This window comes from Micromonospora sp. R77, from assembly GCF_022747945.1.
Classification (GTDB): Bacteria; Actinomycetota; Actinomycetes; order Mycobacteriales; family Micromonosporaceae; genus Micromonospora.
Genome location: NZ_JALDST010000001.1, coordinates 6,808,334 through 6,824,393 on the forward strand (window position 1 = coordinate 6,808,334; position 16,060 = coordinate 6,824,393).

General features: G+C 73.8%; 14 protein-coding genes. 1 reads left to right on the plus strand and 13 read right to left on the minus strand.

Annotation, left to right across the window (positions count from 1 at the left end; genetic code table 11):
* Nucleotides 1–3: 3 nt before the first annotated feature.
* Genes MRQ36_RS31515 through MRQ36_RS31550 form a run of 8 tightly spaced genes read right to left on the minus strand, consistent with a single transcriptional unit; the run spans nt 4 to nt 10,556 of the window.
* Complete coding sequence (locus MRQ36_RS31515; protein WP_242800362.1) at nt 4–966, minus strand: amidohydrolase family protein; 963 nt, start codon at nt 964–966, stop codon at nt 4–6.
* Nucleotides 963–1,214, minus strand: coding sequence for a hypothetical protein (locus MRQ36_RS31520; protein ID WP_242800363.1), 252 nt, complete (start codon nt 1,212–1,214; stop codon nt 963–965). Before MRQ36_RS31520 ends, MRQ36_RS31515 begins: the two co-directional genes overlap by 4 nt.
* Nucleotides 1,147–2,154, minus strand: a complete 1,008-nt coding sequence (locus MRQ36_RS31525) for an amidohydrolase family protein (RefSeq protein ID WP_242800365.1) — start codon at nt 2,152–2,154, stop codon at nt 1,147–1,149. The genes MRQ36_RS31520 and MRQ36_RS31525 overlap by 68 nt, the downstream gene beginning before the upstream one ends.
* Nucleotides 2,151–3,593: an AMP-binding protein gene (locus MRQ36_RS31530; RefSeq protein ID WP_242800367.1), complete on the minus strand. Its 1,443-nt coding sequence runs from the start codon at nt 3,591–3,593 to the stop codon at nt 2,151–2,153. The genes MRQ36_RS31525 and MRQ36_RS31530 overlap by 4 nt, the downstream gene beginning before the upstream one ends.
* Nucleotides 3,590–5,287, minus strand: a complete 1,698-nt coding sequence (locus tag MRQ36_RS31535; RefSeq protein WP_242800369.1) for an aspartate aminotransferase family protein — start codon at nt 5,285–5,287, stop codon at nt 3,590–3,592. Before MRQ36_RS31535 ends, MRQ36_RS31530 begins: the two co-directional genes overlap by 4 nt.
* A gap of 19 nt (nt 5,288–5,306) precedes the next feature.
* Nucleotides 5,307–5,945 carry a GNAT family N-acetyltransferase gene (locus MRQ36_RS31540; protein WP_242800371.1) on the minus strand — a complete coding sequence of 213 codons (639 nt, stop codon included), beginning with the start codon at nt 5,943–5,945 and terminating at the stop codon, nt 5,307–5,309.
* The gene (locus MRQ36_RS31545; RefSeq protein ID WP_242800373.1) at nt 5,945–6,895 is read right to left on the minus strand and encodes a fatty acid desaturase; all 951 of its coding nucleotides are present in this window, start codon (nt 6,893–6,895) and stop codon (nt 5,945–5,947) included. The genes MRQ36_RS31540 and MRQ36_RS31545 overlap by 1 nt, the downstream gene beginning before the upstream one ends.
* Nucleotides 6,879–10,556 carry an amino acid adenylation domain-containing protein gene (locus MRQ36_RS31550; RefSeq protein ID WP_242800375.1) on the minus strand — a complete coding sequence of 1,226 codons (3,678 nt, stop codon included), beginning with the start codon at nt 10,554–10,556 and terminating at the stop codon, nt 6,879–6,881. Before MRQ36_RS31550 ends, MRQ36_RS31545 begins: the two co-directional genes overlap by 17 nt.
* 246 nt (nt 10,557–10,802) lie before the next feature.
* Between MRQ36_RS31550 and MRQ36_RS31555 the strand changes: the two genes are divergently transcribed.
* Nucleotides 10,803–11,873, plus strand: a complete 1,071-nt coding sequence (locus MRQ36_RS31555) for a hypothetical protein (RefSeq protein ID WP_242800377.1) — start codon at nt 10,803–10,805, stop codon at nt 11,871–11,873.
* 20 nt (nt 11,874–11,893) lie between these two features.
* Here the strand turns inward: MRQ36_RS31555 and MRQ36_RS31560 are convergent, their stop codons facing one another.
* From MRQ36_RS31560 to MRQ36_RS31580, 5 genes are all read right to left on the minus strand, one after another.
* On the minus strand, nt 11,894–12,253 hold the full coding sequence (locus MRQ36_RS31560; protein ID WP_242800379.1) for an ROK family protein: 360 nt from the start codon (nt 12,251–12,253) through the stop codon (nt 11,894–11,896).
* Between the two features lie 85 nt (nt 12,254–12,338).
* Entirely contained in the window at nt 12,339–12,818 is a 480-nt protein-coding gene (locus MRQ36_RS31565) for an ROK family protein (protein WP_242800381.1), read from the minus strand.
* Nucleotides 12,819–12,858: 40 nt separating this feature from the next.
* The gene (locus MRQ36_RS31570; protein WP_242800383.1) at nt 12,859–14,316 is read right to left on the minus strand and encodes an argininosuccinate lyase; all 1,458 of its coding nucleotides are present in this window, start codon (nt 14,314–14,316) and stop codon (nt 12,859–12,861) included.
* A 56-nt stretch (nt 14,317–14,372) separates the two neighbouring features.
* A complete protein-coding gene (locus MRQ36_RS31575; RefSeq protein ID WP_242800385.1) occupies nt 14,373–15,326 on the minus strand; it encodes an amidohydrolase family protein in 954 nt (317 codons plus the stop codon).
* On the minus strand, nt 15,323–15,895 hold the full coding sequence (locus tag MRQ36_RS31580; protein ID WP_308194993.1) for a creatininase family protein: 573 nt from the start codon (nt 15,893–15,895) through the stop codon (nt 15,323–15,325). The genes MRQ36_RS31575 and MRQ36_RS31580 overlap by 4 nt, the downstream gene beginning before the upstream one ends.
* Between the last annotated feature and the right edge of the window lie 165 nt (nt 15,896–16,060).

Here is a 16,060-nt window from a genome sequence, read left to right on the forward strand (position 1 = left end):
GCGTCACCCATGCCGTCGCTCCGCAGGCGGCCGGTCGGCGCGGTCGACGCTGGCCGGGGAGAGCACCCGCAGCAGATTCTCCCGCAGGACGAGGTCGCGGTCCCGGCGGGAGACCCCGGCGAACACCTCGTCGCCGTCGCGTACCTCGCCGACCAGCCGCTGGAGGCCACCGCTGAGCTGGTTGAGCGGCCAGTCCGTACCAAAAATGATCTTGTGGTTGACGCCGAGCCGGAACAGCCGGTTCAGGTGGGCCGGCCAGCCCCCCGCCACCGGGGAGCCGGCGAACCCACCGGTGTCGACGAAGACGTTGGGCCGGTACGCCGCCAGGTACGCGCTGACCTCGACGTCGGTGACGCCACCGTGCCCCAGCACGAAGGGCACCTCCGGGAAGTCCCGGGCGGCCCGGTCCACCAGGATGGCCTCGCTGGTGGTGAAGGTCAGCGACTGCGCGGTCGGCCCGGTGTGCACGAAGACCGGCAGCGAGCGGCTCCGACACACCTCGTAGTAGGGGTAGAGCGATCGGTCCGAGGGCGAGTAGCCGCACGGTGGATAGAGCTTCAGCCCGTCGAACGCGTACCGGTCCACGAGGTCGGCGAACTCGCTCGCGCCCGCCTCGCCCCGGCGCGGGTCGGCACCCAGGTAGACCCAGAACCGGCCCGGATGGCGCAGCCGGATCTCGTGGTGCCGGCGGGCCATCGCGGCGAGGTCGGGCTGACCCGGCATGACGAACCCGAAGTCGGGCACCATCAGCACCGAACGCGCCACCCCGGCGGCGTCCATCTCGGCCACCAGCCGGTCGGCGTCGTGGTCGCGGTGCTGGGCACGGTAGCTCTCGTGCAGCCGGTCCAGCGGAGGGCCGGCCGCCACCACGTCCAACCGGCGGCGCATGCCGCAGGCGACGTCGCCGAGGAAGGCGTCGGGGATGAAGTCCGTCGAGGCGACGTGGCAGTGACCGTCGTAGATCACCGCTTCAGCACGTGCTCGACCGTCTGCCGGATCGTCGCCGAGCGACCCCCGGTGAATCCCATCAGGTCGAACCGGCGGCCGGTGCGGTCCTCCAGGAACGACAGGTAGGCCACCATGCCCATCGAGTCCAGCAGGCCGGTGGCGAGCAGCGGGGTGTCCGCGGTCACCGCGACCCCGGTCTCACCGTCGCTCCAGTTCTCGATCCACTCGATCAGCTCCTGGTGCAGTTTCTCGGTGTCGACTTCCATCGGAACCTCCCGTGGCGGTGGCGGTGGGCGCCTCACCGAACAGGCGAAGGGCGTTGCCGCTCATGATCAGTTGACGGTCCCGGCGCGAGACGCCGGCGAGGACCGCGCCCCCGGTGAACTCCTCGACCACCGTGGAGAGCGAGGCGGACATCCGGAACGCGGGCCAGCACGTGCCGAAGAGGATCTTGTGATTGACCCCCCGACGGAACAGCCGGTTGAGGTGCGCCGCCCACCCGTCGGCGCTGAGCATCGACGGGAACTGGCTGATGTCCAGGTGGACGTTCGGCCGGTGCGCGCACAGGTACACCGCCTCGTCGACGTGCGTCACGCCGCCGTGGCCGAGGACGAAGTTGACCGCCGGGAAGTCCCGGGCCGCGTCGTCGACCAGCAGGGGCAGCCCGCGGGTGAAATCGAGCGGGCCCCAGCCCGGCCCGGTGTGAGTGAGCACCGGCAGGCCCCGGGCGGCGCACACCTCGAAGTACGGATAGAGCCGCCGGTCGCTCGGGGAGTAGCCGGTGAGCGGATAGAGCTTGAGGCCGGCGAAGCCGTACTCGGTCACGCAGCGCTCGAAGAGCGCCACCCCCTCGGTGCCGGCCCGGGGGTCGACCCCCCACCACACCCGGAAGCGGCCGGGATGCCGGGAGCAGACCCGGTGGTGCAGCCGGGCCAGCTCCTCCGGGGCGACCGCGTGCGGGCTCGCCCACGAGTAGTCGGCGGCCACCAGCACCGCCTGGTCGATCCCCGCCCCGTCGAGCTCGCCGACCAGCCGGTCCCCGTCATGGTCCTGGTAACCGGCCAGCAACTGGTCCAGCAGCGCGCCGTAGCGGCCGGTGACACCGTAGGCGGCGAGTCGGGCCGCGGCGTTGGCCGCCTGCGCCTCGAGGAAGTCACGCGGGGTGGCCCGGTCGCTGGCCAGCGTGACATGGCTGTCGACGATCATGCGATCGCCACGGCCGCGCCGCGCCGCTCGGCGTAGTGGGCGGCAGCGGCCGTCCGGCTCAGCTTCAGGTTCGCGGTGAGGAAGGCCGGATCGCTGCGCAGCGGCCTCGCGCTGAACAGCACCGAGGTGAGGCGGAACTGGTCGTCCACCCGCTCGTTGACCTTGCCGATCCCCTCGACGATCCCGCTGCGCTGGGTGTCGCCGTCGTCCGTCGGCGTGACGATCGCGGCGAGACCGTGCGAGTTCGGGGTGGGCACCACGATGAGGTCCGCAACGCCGGGGACGTCGACGAAGTGCGCCTCCACCTCGCCCGGATGCAGCTTGCGGCCACTGGCCAGGGCGATGACGTCCTTCTTGCGACCGCGCAGGGTCAGGTAGCCGTCGGCGTCCAGGCGGCCGTAGTCGCCCGTGACGATGGTGCCGTCCGGCCGGAACGTCTCCTCCGCCGTCTCGCGGGGCACCCCGAAGTAGCCGAGGCTGAGCGGTGCCGGCCGGTGGATCAGCAGTTCCCCGTCCGGCAGCAGGGTCACCGCGTCGGGGTCGATCAGCTTGCCGACGGTGCCCGGGCGGTTCTCCGCCAGGGTGTTCCAGCCGATCATCCCGCTCTCGGTCATCCCGTACGCCTCCAGCAGCGGCACGCCCTGGGCGGCGTAGGCGTCGAGCGTCTCCCGCCGGATCGGTGCCATGCCGGTGATCGCGAAGCGCAGTCGACCGCCGAGGAACTCGCCCAGTGGCGTTCCCCCGCCGGAGGTGGCGGCGAGTTGCCGTGCGGCGTCGTAGAAGATCGGTGGTCCGATCAGGAACGTGGGGTGCTCGGCCCGGAGCGCGGCGAAGACCCGCTGGTAGGGCGCGAGCACCAGGTCGGCGCCCGTCCACAGGCAGCAGTAGACCGACAGGCGCTGCTGGTAGTTGGCCAGGGGCAGGAAGATCAGGTGCCGGTCCCGCGGGGAGATGTGGAAACTGTCGATGAACCGGCCGATGACGTACTCGGTCCCCTTGCGGCTGATCCGCAGGCCCTTCAGGGCGCCGCTGGTGCCCGAGGAGTAGACGAGGCTGTGCAGGTCGGGGTCCACCTCCGGGGCCGGCCGGGCGGGGTCACCGGGGTGCGTCGTGTCCTCCAGCACCAGCAGCGCGAGCCCGTGCCGCCGGGTGAACGCCGGTACGTCCTCGATCGGGAAGTCGTCCGGGAACGCCTGGATCACCGCACCGACGAGCAGCGCGCCGAGGTCCCAGCTCACCCAGTCGATGCTGTTGGCCGCGCGCAGCCCCACCACGTCACCCGGCCGGACGCCGGCGGCCCGCAACTGCTCCGCCCGCCGTCCGGCGTGCTCCGCCAGCTCGGCGTGGCTGATCTCCCGGCGGTCGCCGGCGGCGTCGATCTCGACGACCACCGCCCCGGTGTTCTGCCGGTAGCGCTCGATCAGGCTGGTCAGCTTCACGATCGTCCCCTCGCGTCGATGGCGCCGGCCGGCTGGCGCAGGCGCGCCAGCAGGAGGTCCAGGCGGTCGTCCAGGACCCGGCCGAGGTGGCCGCCCAGCATCGGCTCGTACGGGCCGGTGCCGGCGTCCCACTCGAGCCGGACGGTGAGCGTGCTCCCCCCGGCCCCGTCGGACCGCCAGCGGACCGACCGCTCCAACCGGTGCCACAGCCAGTCGGGCTCGGCGCGGAGCACGACACCGTCCGGTCCCACCTCCACCTGTTCGGTCCAGCGGGCCGGCCGGAACCCGACCATCCCCGCGAAGTCGGGCTCGACGGTGGCCCCGGCGGTCGCCTCCGGATCGGCGGCGAACGGGTCGAGCAGGTGCGGCCGGGCCCGCAGCAGCGTGGCGAGTTCGTCCGGGCTCAGCGCGACGCCCACGGTCCGCTTCATCGGGGAGAGCCGGACCGGCACCGGCCCGGCCGCGCCGTCCAGGGTGTCCAGCACCTCGTCGAGCACGGTCAGCCCGGCGAGCAGGTCGTCGGTGGAGATCACCATGGGCGGCTGCACCCGCAGCACCCGGTTGTTGTAGAGCGAGTACGTCGAGGTGACCCGGCGGTGCAGCAACTCACCGAGCACCATCCCGCCCAGTGACTCGTCGTGGAACTCCAGGCCGTGCATCATGCCGAGGCCGCGGTGGGCGGAGAGCAGCCGCGGATGGCGGGCCACCAGCGCGGCCAGCCGTTCCTCGATCAGTGCGCCCTTGGCGACCACGGACTCGACGAAGCCGTCCGCGGTGGCGATCTCCAGCACCTCCAGGCCCACCCGGCAGGCCAGCGGGTTGCCGCCGAGGCTGGAGCCGAACGTGGACGGTTGGTCGCGCAACGACTCCCAGACCCGGGCGGTGCCCAGCACGGCGGAGATCGGCACGATGCCGCCGCCGAACGCCTTCCCGATGCACATCAGGTCCGGGCTCACGCCGAAGAGTCGGTGCGCGAAGAGGGCACCGCACCGGCCGAAGGCGGTCTGCATCTCGTCGAGGATGAGCAGCGCGCCGCGCTCGTCGCAGAGCCGCCGCACCTCGGCGAGGTAGCCCTCGGGCGGCGGCACCACCCCGGCCTCCGCCTGCACCGGCTCCAGCAGCACCGCCGCCGTGTCGGCGCCGACCGCCCGGTCGAGGGCGTCCAGGTCACCGAACGGCACCTGCTGGAAGCCGGGCATGAACGGGCGGAACACCGCGGCGTGCTCCGGGCGACCGGACGCGCTGAGGGTGGCGAACGTCTTGCCGTGGAAGCAGTCGACGGCGGTGACGAAGCCGGGGCGTCCGGTCGCCGCCCGGGCCAGCTTCAGCGCGTTGTCGATGCTCTCGCCCCCGCCGTTGGCCAGGTAGGCGTACGGCAGTCGCCCCTCGGTGAGCTCGGCGAGGCGGGCGGTCAGCCGGATCTGCCCCTCCTCGAACATGATCTTCGTGCTGTTGAGCCGACCGCTGGCCAGCTGCTCCTCGACGGCCCGGACCAGACGCGGGTGCGAGTAGCCGAACGACTGGTTCCCGTACTGGTCGAACAGGGCCAGCAGCCGCCCGCCCTCCTCGTCGGCGACGAAGCTCTCCGTACCCTCGCCCTGGACGCCGCAGCCCATGACGAACGACATCGTGGCGTAGGTCGGATGGTTGTGCGCCGCCTTGGCCTCGGCGAGTCGCTGTCGGTGTGATCGCACGGTCCCCCTCTGGGCGGTGTCAGGCCGCGGCGGTGGCCGCGTAGCCGTCGTAGTCGGCGAAGAAGTACTGCAGGACGCGGTTGTCCCGGTTCTCGGGCGCACGGCACCGCCGGGCGGCGGCCTCGACGTCGAGGACCCCCACGACGCTCAGTGGCGCGTTGTGGAACCGTTCGTCCGGGTACGGCTCCCCCACCGCGACGAACCCGACCTGCAGGTAGAACGGGCGCAGCCCACCGGTGTCGTCGGCGAAGAAGTCACCGAGCACGTGGGTGGCGCGGTGCCGGGCGACGCTGTGCACCAGCGCCGCCCGCATCAGGGCCATGCCGACCGACTGCTGCCGGATCCGCGGCAGCGTCATCAGGTGGCCGAACTCCACCAGCCGGTTGCCGGGCCTGCGCAGGAAGGCGAGGTCCACGACGTCGTCGCACGGCAGGCCGATCTCGCCGTCGGGCACCACCTTGATGGTGCCGACCGCTTCCGTCCCGTCCTCGGCGAGCAGGTACGTGGCGTGCCCGTCGAACCGGTCGAAGGTGGCCGCCGTGTCCGCCACGTCCACCAGCCGGGACTGGTCCTGCACATACACCGCCTCCCGCAGCCGTCGCACCGCGTCCCGGTCCGCCGGGGAGGTCGCCACCCGGAAGCACGTCACCTCGGCCATCAGCCCCGCACCAGCTTTCGGAAGAAGTCCAGGTATCCGGAGTGGAAGTGCTTCAGCCGGGGCCGCACCTCGGCGTGCAGCGCCGGCAGTCGTTCGATCGGCAGGTTGGGCATGAGGTGGTGCTCGACGTGGAAGTTGTTGCCGTTGGTGAACCACGTCATCAGGCGGTTCGACCGGATGGTGCGGGTGTTGGCGAAGGCGTCCCGGCTGAGGGTCTCGCAGCGGAAGTGCTCCGGCAGCTCGATGAGCGCGTGCACCGGCCCGGCGACCAGCAGCAGCGGGAGCAGCCACAGCCACAGCACGACCGGCTCGCGCAGCACGACGGAGAGCACCGTCAACGCCAGCAGCGCCCCCAGGATGACGTGGTAGTCGCGGCGGATGCCCCGGGAGGTGTGCGCCGACTCGCCGGGGTAGTCCCGGCGCGCCACGGCGCGGGCGGCGCCGACCAGGAACTGCGGGTAGAAGTGGAGCATCGTGAACCGGACCACCCAGTCCAGCCCGACCCGCCAGCGGGACCGCGCGCCGTCCGCGCCGTACTGGTTGCCGTAGTCGAAGAACTCCCGGTTCTGCGGGGTCCCCAGGTCCCGGTGGTGCCGCAGGTGGGTCGCCCGGTAGGCGGCGAACGAGATCAGCATGGGGACGCCGAGCACGATGCCGGCGGTCCGGTTGGCCCGCCGGTTGCGGAACCCGAGACTGTGCAGCGTCTGGTGCTGCAACTCGGCGGCGTGGGCGAACATGCAGCCCAGCAGGACCACCCCGGCCACCCGGCTCCAGGGCGCCGGATGCAGGGCGAGCGCCGCTCCGCCGGCGGTCAGCGCCGCCCAGAGCGCCAGCTTCGCGGCGAAGGTGCGGTTGCTGATCCTGGTACGCAGGTGCCCGAACTCGCCCCGCACCGCAGTCCGGCCGCCGGGGCCGGGACGTCGGGGCTGTCGGTCATCGATGGTTTTCATCTGCTCGCCACTCTCTGCCGCTGACCGCTCCCACCCTCGGGGCGTCCGCGGCGGTCGCGGTCAGGTCGTCCAGAACGGATTGCAGGATCGCCCCGAGGCGGGCCACCGGCTCCGGGTCGAAGACGTCGGCCGAGGCGGAGCCGAGCTCCGGCCCGGTCACGACGACGGTGTCGTCGTCGTACGCCGGTTCGCCCAGGTCCTTCTCCGGCACCAGCACCACCCTCCCGGCCGGTGCGCCGGCGGCCGAGAGCGCGGCGGCGAGCCGGCGGGCGAGACCGGCCCCGTCGCCCACCCCGACCAGGTGGTACGGGCCGGGCAGACCGCTCGCGCGGATCCGCTCGACGTGCGCGCCGACCTCGTCGTCGGTCACCGGCAGCGGCGTGGCCAGGCCGTAGAGCGGGCGGTCCGGCAGGTGCGGCGCGAGGCGCAGGTGGATCCAGGGATCGGTGCCGGGCGCCGCGACACAGAACAGCGGCTCCGCACCACCGGCCGGGCGCAGCGGCACCAGCGGACCCCGGCCCCAGTCCGCCCCGACCACGGCGGCGATCTCGTCGGCCACCGCCGTGACGGTCAGGTTCGCGAACAGCGCCCGGACGTCGAGTTTCACCCCGAACCGGCGGCGCAGCCGGCCGACGAGCCGGGTCGCCGACAGCGAGTGGCCGCCCAGTTCGAAGAAGCTGTCCTGCGGGGCCACCGTGGGGATCTGGAGCACCTCACCGAAGGCGAGCGCGACCGCCTCCTGCACCGGACCGGACGGTGACCGGCGGGTCGGCATGCTCTCGCCGCGCAGGTCCGGCAGGGCCCGCCGGTCCAGCTTGCCGCTGCGGGTCAGCGGCAGGTCGTCGAGGACGCCCAGCAGCTGGGGTACGAGGTGGGACGGCAGCTGCGTGCCCAGCGCCCGGCGCAGCTCACGCGGGTCCACCCGGGCACCGGGGGCGGGCACCACGTAGCCGAGCAGCCGGCGGTCGCCGGTCGGGTCCTCGTGGACGGTGGCGGCCGCCCGGGCCACCCCGGGCAACCGGACCAGGGCCGCCTCCACCTCACCGAGTTCGATCCGGAACCCGTTGACCTTCGTCTGGCCGTCGTCACGGCCGACGAAGAGCAGCTGGCCGTCGGCGTTCCACCGCACCAGGTCCCCGCTGCGGTACATCCGGGCACCGGGCCCGGCGAAGGGATCGGGCAGGAACCGCCGGCCGGTCAGCTCCGGCTGGTTCAGGTAGCCCAGCGCGACGCCGGCACCGCCGATGTACAACTCCCCCACCGCGCCGGTCGGGACCGGCCGCAACCGCTCGTCGAGCACGTGGACGTGCAGGTTCCGCAGCGGCGTACCGATCGGTGGGGCGGTGGCGTCCGCCGGGGTGAGCGGCGGACTCATCGCGGTGGAGATGGTGCCCTCGGTCGGGCCGTACCCGTTGATCAGCCGGCAGACCGGGGCGAAGCGCTCCACCACGGTGGGCGCCGCCGCCTCCCCGACGATGGAGACCGTCGCGCCGGGGGGCAGCTCCGCCGGGCTCAGCTGCGCGAGGACCGACGGCACCAGCACCAGGTCGTTCACCCGGCGTTCGTGCAGCAGCTCGGCGAGGCCGGGGCCCGGGACGAGTTGGTCCTGGGGTACGCCCACCAGCGTGCCGCCCAGGAAGATCGACTGGGTCATCTCCCCGACGAAGGCGTCGAAGCTCGGTGAGGCGAACTGGAGGGTCCGGCGGCCCGGCCCCGGCCCGAGCCGGTCGACCATCGCCTGGGTCACGTTCACCACGCCGCGGTGGGCCACCATCACCGCCTTCGGGGTGCCGGTGGAACCCGACGTGTAGATCAGGTAGGCGGGCGACGCGGGGACGAGCGGCGCGCGTCGGTCGGCGTCGGTGAGCCGCCCCGGCGACACCGCGGCCAGCGCCGCCCCGGTCTCCGGGTCGTCCAGCACCAGCCGCTCGGCGGTTCCCGCCGGGACGTCCGCGGTCTCCGTCCGCAGCAGCAGCACGACCGGTGCCGCGTCGGCCACCATCAACGCGATCCGCGCCGCGGGCGCCGTGGTGTCCAGCGAGAGGAAGGCCGCACCGGTCTTGAGCACCGCGAGCGCCGAGACGATGAGGTCCGGGCAGCGGGGCAGGGCGAGACCGACCGTCCGCCCCGGCCCGGCGCCCCGGGCGACCAGCAGCCGGGCCAACCGGTTCGCGCGTTCCTCCAGCGCCCGGTACGTCCATACGGAGTCCCCGTAGTCCAGCGCGGGCGCGTCCGGGGTCCGGTCTGCCCACTCCTCCACCATCTGGTGCACGCCGATGTCGGGGATGTCGCGGCTCGGACCGGTGCCGAGCGTCCGCAGGTGGCGCAGTTCCGCCTCGTCCACCAGCGGCAGGTCCACCAGCGGGGTCCCCGGGTCCGCGTTCGCGGCCCCGTCGAGGAAGAAGATCAGCCGCCGCAGGTGGGCCTCGAGTTCGCCGGTCGAGTAACCGCCCGCGTCGACGTCGAGGATCAGCTCGACGGCACCGCCGGGACGGTGGAAAAAGATGGCGGAGAAATCCTCGATGTCGGGTGTCGACAGCGTCCGGAGTTCGGCCCGCAGGCCGGCGAAGTCCAGTGCCGTCTCCGAGCCCATCACGTTCACGATCGGCCCCCACAGGGCCCGTCCCGTACCGGTCAGGCCCAGGTCGGCGATCATGCCGGTGGTGGGGTAACGGCTGTGCAGCAGGGCTTCGCGCAGGTCCAGGGCCACCGAGGCGAGGAACTCCCCGAGCGTCGCCCCCGCGGTGGGGCGCAGCCGCAGCGGCATCCCGTTCGTGGTCATGCCGGGCGCGGCCTGCTCGGCGCGACTGAGCCGGGCGGTGACCGGCATCCCGACCACCACGTCGTCGGCACCGGTCAGCCGGGCCACGTACGCGGTCACCAGCCCGACGGCCAGGTCGGACCAGCCGACGCCGAGGCGGGCCGCGGCGGTCCGCAGCCGGGCCAGCAGGTCGGCGGAGAGGTCCGCGCGCCGCCGCAGGACCCGGCCGGAGCGGGCGTACCGGCGGCCGGCGAGCCGGACCGGCTCCGGCAGGTCCCGCAGGCGGTCGGCCCAGAAGAGCCGGTCCTGTTCGTGCCGGGGGCCGGCGCGGTAGGCGGCGTCCGCGTCGACGAGGACCCGGTAGGGCGGGAACGGCCGGCCCACCTCGGCCGGCGCGGTGGCGGGCGACGAGGCGAAGGCGGTGTAGAGCTCGGCGGTACGGCGGTGCAGCCGGGCCAGGCTCCAGCCGTCGACCACCAGGTGGTGGACCCGGCGGTAGAGCACGTGGTGCCGGGGCCCGAGGCGCAGCAGCGCGGTCGTGCACAACGCGGGGCCGAAGACGTCGACCGGGGCGTCGGTGTCCGCCGCCATCCAGTCCGCCGCGGCCCGCTGCGGATCCGCCTCCGCGCTGACGTCCACGAAGCGCAGCGGGGTGCTGGCCGCCGGGTCCACGTACTGCACGGGCCCGTCCGGGGTGGCCCGGAAGCGCAGTCGCAACGCCTCCGCCTCCTGCTCGACCTGACGGTGCGCGGCGGCCAGGGCGGTGCGGTCCAGCGGGCCGAACAGGTCGATGCGGTCGCTGATAATGCTCGACGCGTGGCCGGAGCTGAGCGCGTCGGCCAACCACACCCCCGACTGGGCGGGCAGCAGCGGCCACCGGCCCGGCTCGATCGTGGACACGTTGTGGCCTCCCCGTGGCGTGCGGTCCGGTCCGACAGACTGACCAAGCAATTAGCACGCAGGGAAGGGCGCCCACCAACGAGCATTTACCCGCGCTATTGACGTACCTGCAAATGCGCCCCTGGATTTGCCCCTCGTCGACGCCGCGAAGTGTGATTGTGCGAGTTAATAAGTTGTTGTTAAGTTCCACAAGCGCCGATGTCTGGCTATGCTTCGCGGCGGTGGCATCTGACGGGGAGGGGTGCCGTGCCCGATGAGTGCGTGCCGGAAAGTTTCGTCAAGGAGTTCCGTCTCCTGGAGCCGTATCTGGACGAGCGTCAGCGTCGGCTGGTGCTGGCCGCCCGGGCCGTCTCGCTCGGTCAGGGTGGTGCCCGCCGGATCGCCCGGGCGGTCGGCGTGCACCCGCACACCGTCGTCAAGGGCATCGAGGAGCTCGAGGGCCCGGAACAGGTCCACGGCAACCTGCGCCGGCCGGGCGGCGGGCGCAAGAAGATCACCGAGAGCAACCCGGACGTGCTGCCGGCCCTGCTCGACCTCCTGGAACCTGGTCGCGCCACCGCACCGCACCTGCAGTGGACGACCTCGTCCACCCGCGCGCTCGCCGCTGCCCTGAAGCGACGCGGCCACCGCATCTCCGCCTGGTCGGTGTCGAACCTGTTGCGGCAGAGCGGCTTCCGCCTCTTTCCCGGCTCCCGTCCGGCCACCCACCACCGACGGCTCGACCGGCGGGAGCAGTACGGGCGGGTGAACGACCAGGTGGGACGGTGGCTGGCGGCCGGGCAGCCGGTGGTCACGGTCAGCGTCCGGCCGGACGACCCGGCCGCCCGGCCCGCCGACCCGGTCCCGGTCGACCCGGGCCGGCACCGCCGGTCCGACCCGGCGCGTGGTCACGGGGCGGCCGACCCGGTCGCCGACGAGCCGGACCGCACCGCCGAGGACGCCCGGTTGACGCTGGCCGCAGGCACGATCCGCACCTGGTGGGACCGGCAGTCGACATGGTGCAGTCAGCTCCTGGTGGTGGTCGACAGCACGGTGTGGACGGCGGGGAGCCGCTCCGTGCGCCGCGCCATGACCCGGCTCGCGGACGAGACCGGCGCGCTCATCTCCGTCTGCTATCTGCCGCCGTTGACCATGCGCTGGACGCGGATCCACGAGTTCGTCCGCTCCAGCATGGTCATGCAGCGGCCCGGCCGGGCGCCCGACAACCACCAGGTCGAGCTCGGCGTCCTCGCCGACGCCGGTACCGGGGGCCAGCACGCCGCCCCGGTCCTGGACGGACCGCCGGCGTGGAACTACACGGTCGGCTCGGCCGCGTGAGCCGACCGTGACCGCGCCGGTCAGTGGGCCGTCGGGACCGCCTCGCGGGCGAGGATGACCGCTCCGAGCAGCGCGGCGTCATCGGCGAACCGGGACAGCACCACCTCGGGCGGGTAGGGCAGGACCGCCGCCATCCGCTCCCCCAGCAGGCCGCGGATCAGCGCGTTGCCGGCCACCCCACCGACCAGCACCACCCGCTGCGGGTCCAGCAGCAGGCAGCAGGTGACCAGGTGCCGGGCCAGTTCGTCCGCCCGGGCGGTCAGCGCGTCGCGGGCCGGCCCGGGCCGTTCGGCCGCGGCGGCCAGGCCGGGGCACCGCCCGGCACCGAGCGAGTCGGCGAGCCGGTCCAGCGCCCGGCCGGAGAAGTCCAGCTCCAGCATCCTGCCCGGCCACGGCCGCCGGCCACGGCGTACCCGATCTCGCCGGCCGCCCCGTGGTGACCGGCGAGCACCGACCCACGGACCGTCACCGCCGCGGCCACGCCGGTGCCCAGGCCACCACCAGGCCGGGGTCGGCGTCGCGGAGCGCGCCGAGCCGCAGCTCGGCCAGGGCGGCGGCGTTCAGGTCGTTGTCGACCGCGACCACCGGCACCGCCATCCGGTCCCGGACGGCGTCGGCGAGGCGCAACCCGTCCCAGCCCGGCACGTTCGGGGCCAGGTCGATGCCGTCGGCGCGGACCACGCCGGGCGAGGCGATCCCGGCCGCGCCGACCGGCGCGCCGATCTCCCCCACCAGCTTCGCGGCCAGGTCCAGGGCGCGCTCCAGGGCCTGCGGCGCACCCCGTTCGGCGTACGTCGGCACCCGCTCGCGGGCCAGCAGCCGGCCCTGTCCGTCGGCCACCCCGACCGCCATCTTGGTGCCCCCGAAGTCGATGCCGAGCAGCACACCCGCGTCGCCGGAGGGCACCGCGGACCGGGCGGCCCGACCGGCCAGTCGCACGCTCACCGGACCACCTCGACGCCGCCGGACGTCACGTTCCACCCGCTCATCGGGCCGCCCCCTGCGCGGCGACCGCGTCCAGGGCCTCGTCGGCGGCGGTCAACCGGGCGCGGACGGCGGCCAGTCGAGCGGCGACGGTGTCGAACGTGCCGCGCAGCACCGCGACCTGCGCGCGCACCGCGTCGGCACCGGGACCGTCGACCTGGGCCCGGTCGAGCACCAGCTCGGGGCGGACGGCGGCGGCGATCAGGTCGGCGACGGCCGCGTCGTCGAGCCCATCGGCGATCCCCTCTGCCGCCTCCCGGACGCGCTGCGCGGTCCAGCTGCCCGGCGCGCCACCGCGGACCAGCCGGCCGACCACCGAGTGGGCGGCCCGGAACGGCACCCCGTGCCGGGTCAGCGCGTCGGCCGCGGCGGTGGTGGTGGCGCCGGAGGCGACGATCTCCTCGGCCGACGGCGGCTCCAGCGGCTCGATCTCGGCGAGGAAGCCGCCGAGCAGGGCGAAGAACCGGTCGGTGCGGTCGTTGCTGTCCCAGAGCCGTACCTGCACGTCGGTGGTGGCGTTGTTGGAGTCCTCCCACCAGGCGGCGCCGACGTTGTTGAGCACCGAGACGGCATCCGCGGCGGTCGCGCCGGCCATCGACACCAGGTGCTCCAGCACCACCGGGTTGCGCTTCTGCGGCATGATGCTGCTGCCCTGGGTGAAGTCGCCCGGTGTGGTCACCCAGCGCCAGCTCAGCCAGTCCATCAGGGTGCGGGCCAGCCGGGCGCCGGTCGCCAGGGCCTGGGCGTTGAGGGTGCCCACCCGGACCAGGTGGTCGGCGCCGGCCACCGCCTCGTACGAGTTGGTGACCAGGCCGTCGAAGCCGAGCAGCTCGGCCACCCGGGCGGGGGCGATGTCCAGGTCGGTGCCGGCGAACGCGCAGGAGCCCAGCGGCGACGTGTTGAGCTGGTCGATCAGCTCGGCGTAGGCGACGGCCTCGCCGGCGAGCGCCTCGGCGTAGCCGGCGAGGGCGTGCCCGATGGTGGTGGGCTGCGCGGGCCGGCGGTGGGTGTAGCCGGTGATCACCACGTCGGCGTACCGGTGTGCGGAGTCCAGGGTGGTCGCACCGGCGGCGAGCACCCGGTCGAGGACCCCGAGGAGCTGGTCGCGCAGCAGCATCCGGAACACCCCGGCGTCGAGGTCGTTGCGGCTGCGGGCCATCTGCACGTCCAGCTCGGAGGTGGGGATGCCGCACGCCTGCGCCAGCCGCTTCTCCATCAGGTAGTAGGTGTCCTCGACCGTGCCGTCGAACTCGGGCGCACCGCCGGTGTCGGCGCGTAGTTCGGCCAGCCCGCGCAGCAGCCGGGCGCCCCGCTCGGCGGGGACCAGCCCCTGCTCGGTCAGCATCACCACGTGGGCCTGGCTGGCGCGCACCATGGCCGGGAAGAGGCGCCCGACGTGGTGGTCGTAGGTCGGCTTCAGGTGGTGCCGCTGGTAGGTGGTCAGCGCGGGTGTGCTCATGACGGTCTCTACTTCCTTCCGTACCGGGCCTGGCGTGGCGCCCGGAGGTCAGCCGGTCAGTCGTGCAGGCCGAGCAGGCGCTCGGCGTTCCCGGCGAAGATCGCGCGCAGGTGCTCGTCGGGCAGTCCCAGCTCGCGACAGATCCGCAGCTGGTCGTCCAGGTAGCGGGTGACGTAGCCGCGCGGGAACCACGAGGAGTCGCTGCCGAACACGATCCGGTGCGGACCGATGGTCTCGTAGCAGCGGCGGAACAGCTCCTCCAGCGTCAGCTTGTAGGGCATCCAGCGCACCCACTGGTTGGACCCGGAGGTGTCGACGTGGATGTTCGGGCAGCCCCAGGCGGCGAAGAGCAGGTCCTGCACGTGCTGGACGCCGAAGTGCGGCACCACCACGGCCAGCTCGGGGAAGCGGCGGGCCATCCGGGCCAGCTCGTCCGGGCCGCCGTACCGGCCGTGGGAGAGGCCGCCAGCGCTGCCGTAGTGACCGATGTGGATCAGCACGGGCACGCCGAGACGCTGCGCGGTGCCCCAGAGCGGGTCGAGGTCCTCGTCGTCCAGCGGACCGCGCAGCAGCGGGGCGAAGAGCTTCAGCCCGCGCAGACCCCGCTCGACCACCGCGCGTTCCAGCTCGGCGGCGGCGTCCGGGCCGTACGGGTCGTGGTGGGCGAAGCCGAGCAGCAGGTCGGGGTGGCGGTCCACCACGTCGGCAACCGCGTCGTTGCCGCCGCCGGTGACGAAGACGGCCCGGCGTACGCCGACCGACCGCAGCTCTGCGGCCCACCGGTCCGCCTCGTCCTGCCAGCGCGGGGCGGGCGGCTCCGGGTCGGGGAAGCCCCACGCCTGCCGCCACTGCCGGGCGTACGGGGCGGAGGCGGCGGCCCGGACGGCCCGCTCGTGCTCGCCGCCGGGGTGCATGCCGGCGGCGTGCTCGCAGCCCCGGACGGTCTCGTCCGCGCCGATCCGGAAGTGCAGGTGGAAGTCGACGACGTCCAGTCCACGGTCGACGGTCACGGCGCCTCCTCGGGCTCGGGTCCGCCCGCCGGAGCGTCGGTGGGCAGCGGGGCGTCGGTGGGCGGGGCGGACAGCGGGGCGGCGACCCAGGCGGCGACGACCTCCCGCAGCCGGGTTCCGGCGAGCTCGCGGACCTGCCGCCCGATCCGCTCGTCGGCGAGCGAGATGTGCCCCGACCAGCCCTGCCACGGATCGGGCCGGGACTCCACCAGCACGTACGGGTGGGTCACCGGCAGCTTCGGCCGGGGCGGCAGGTCGTCGACCGCGCCGAGGCGGACCGCGTCGGGAGCGAACCCGAGCACCCCGGAGGTCTCGTACGCGCCGCCGTGTCCGCGCGCCGGCAGCGGCCCGTACAGCTCGGTGGTCTCGGCCGGGGTGACCAGCTGGAACCAGTTGACCAGCAGCAGGCTCGCGGTGCGCCGCCCGGAGACCCACTCCATCGCGGCCCGGACCGTCGACATGTTGGCGTCGTGTCCGTTGACGATCAGCAGTCGGGGGAACCCGGCCGCGACGATCCCCTCGATCACGTCGGCGAGGTAGCCGACCGCGATCTCCGGCCGGACGGCCACCGTGCCGGGCCACGGTCGGGTCTGGCGGGGCAGGCCGCGTACGGCACGGCGGGGAAGAGCACCCCGCGCGGACCCGCCGCCGCTCCCCGCGCGCCACCCGGCGTCGCGGCGTCGCCGGCGGTCGCGGCGTCGCCGGACGGGGCGCGGCGGTGACCGCGCTCTCGG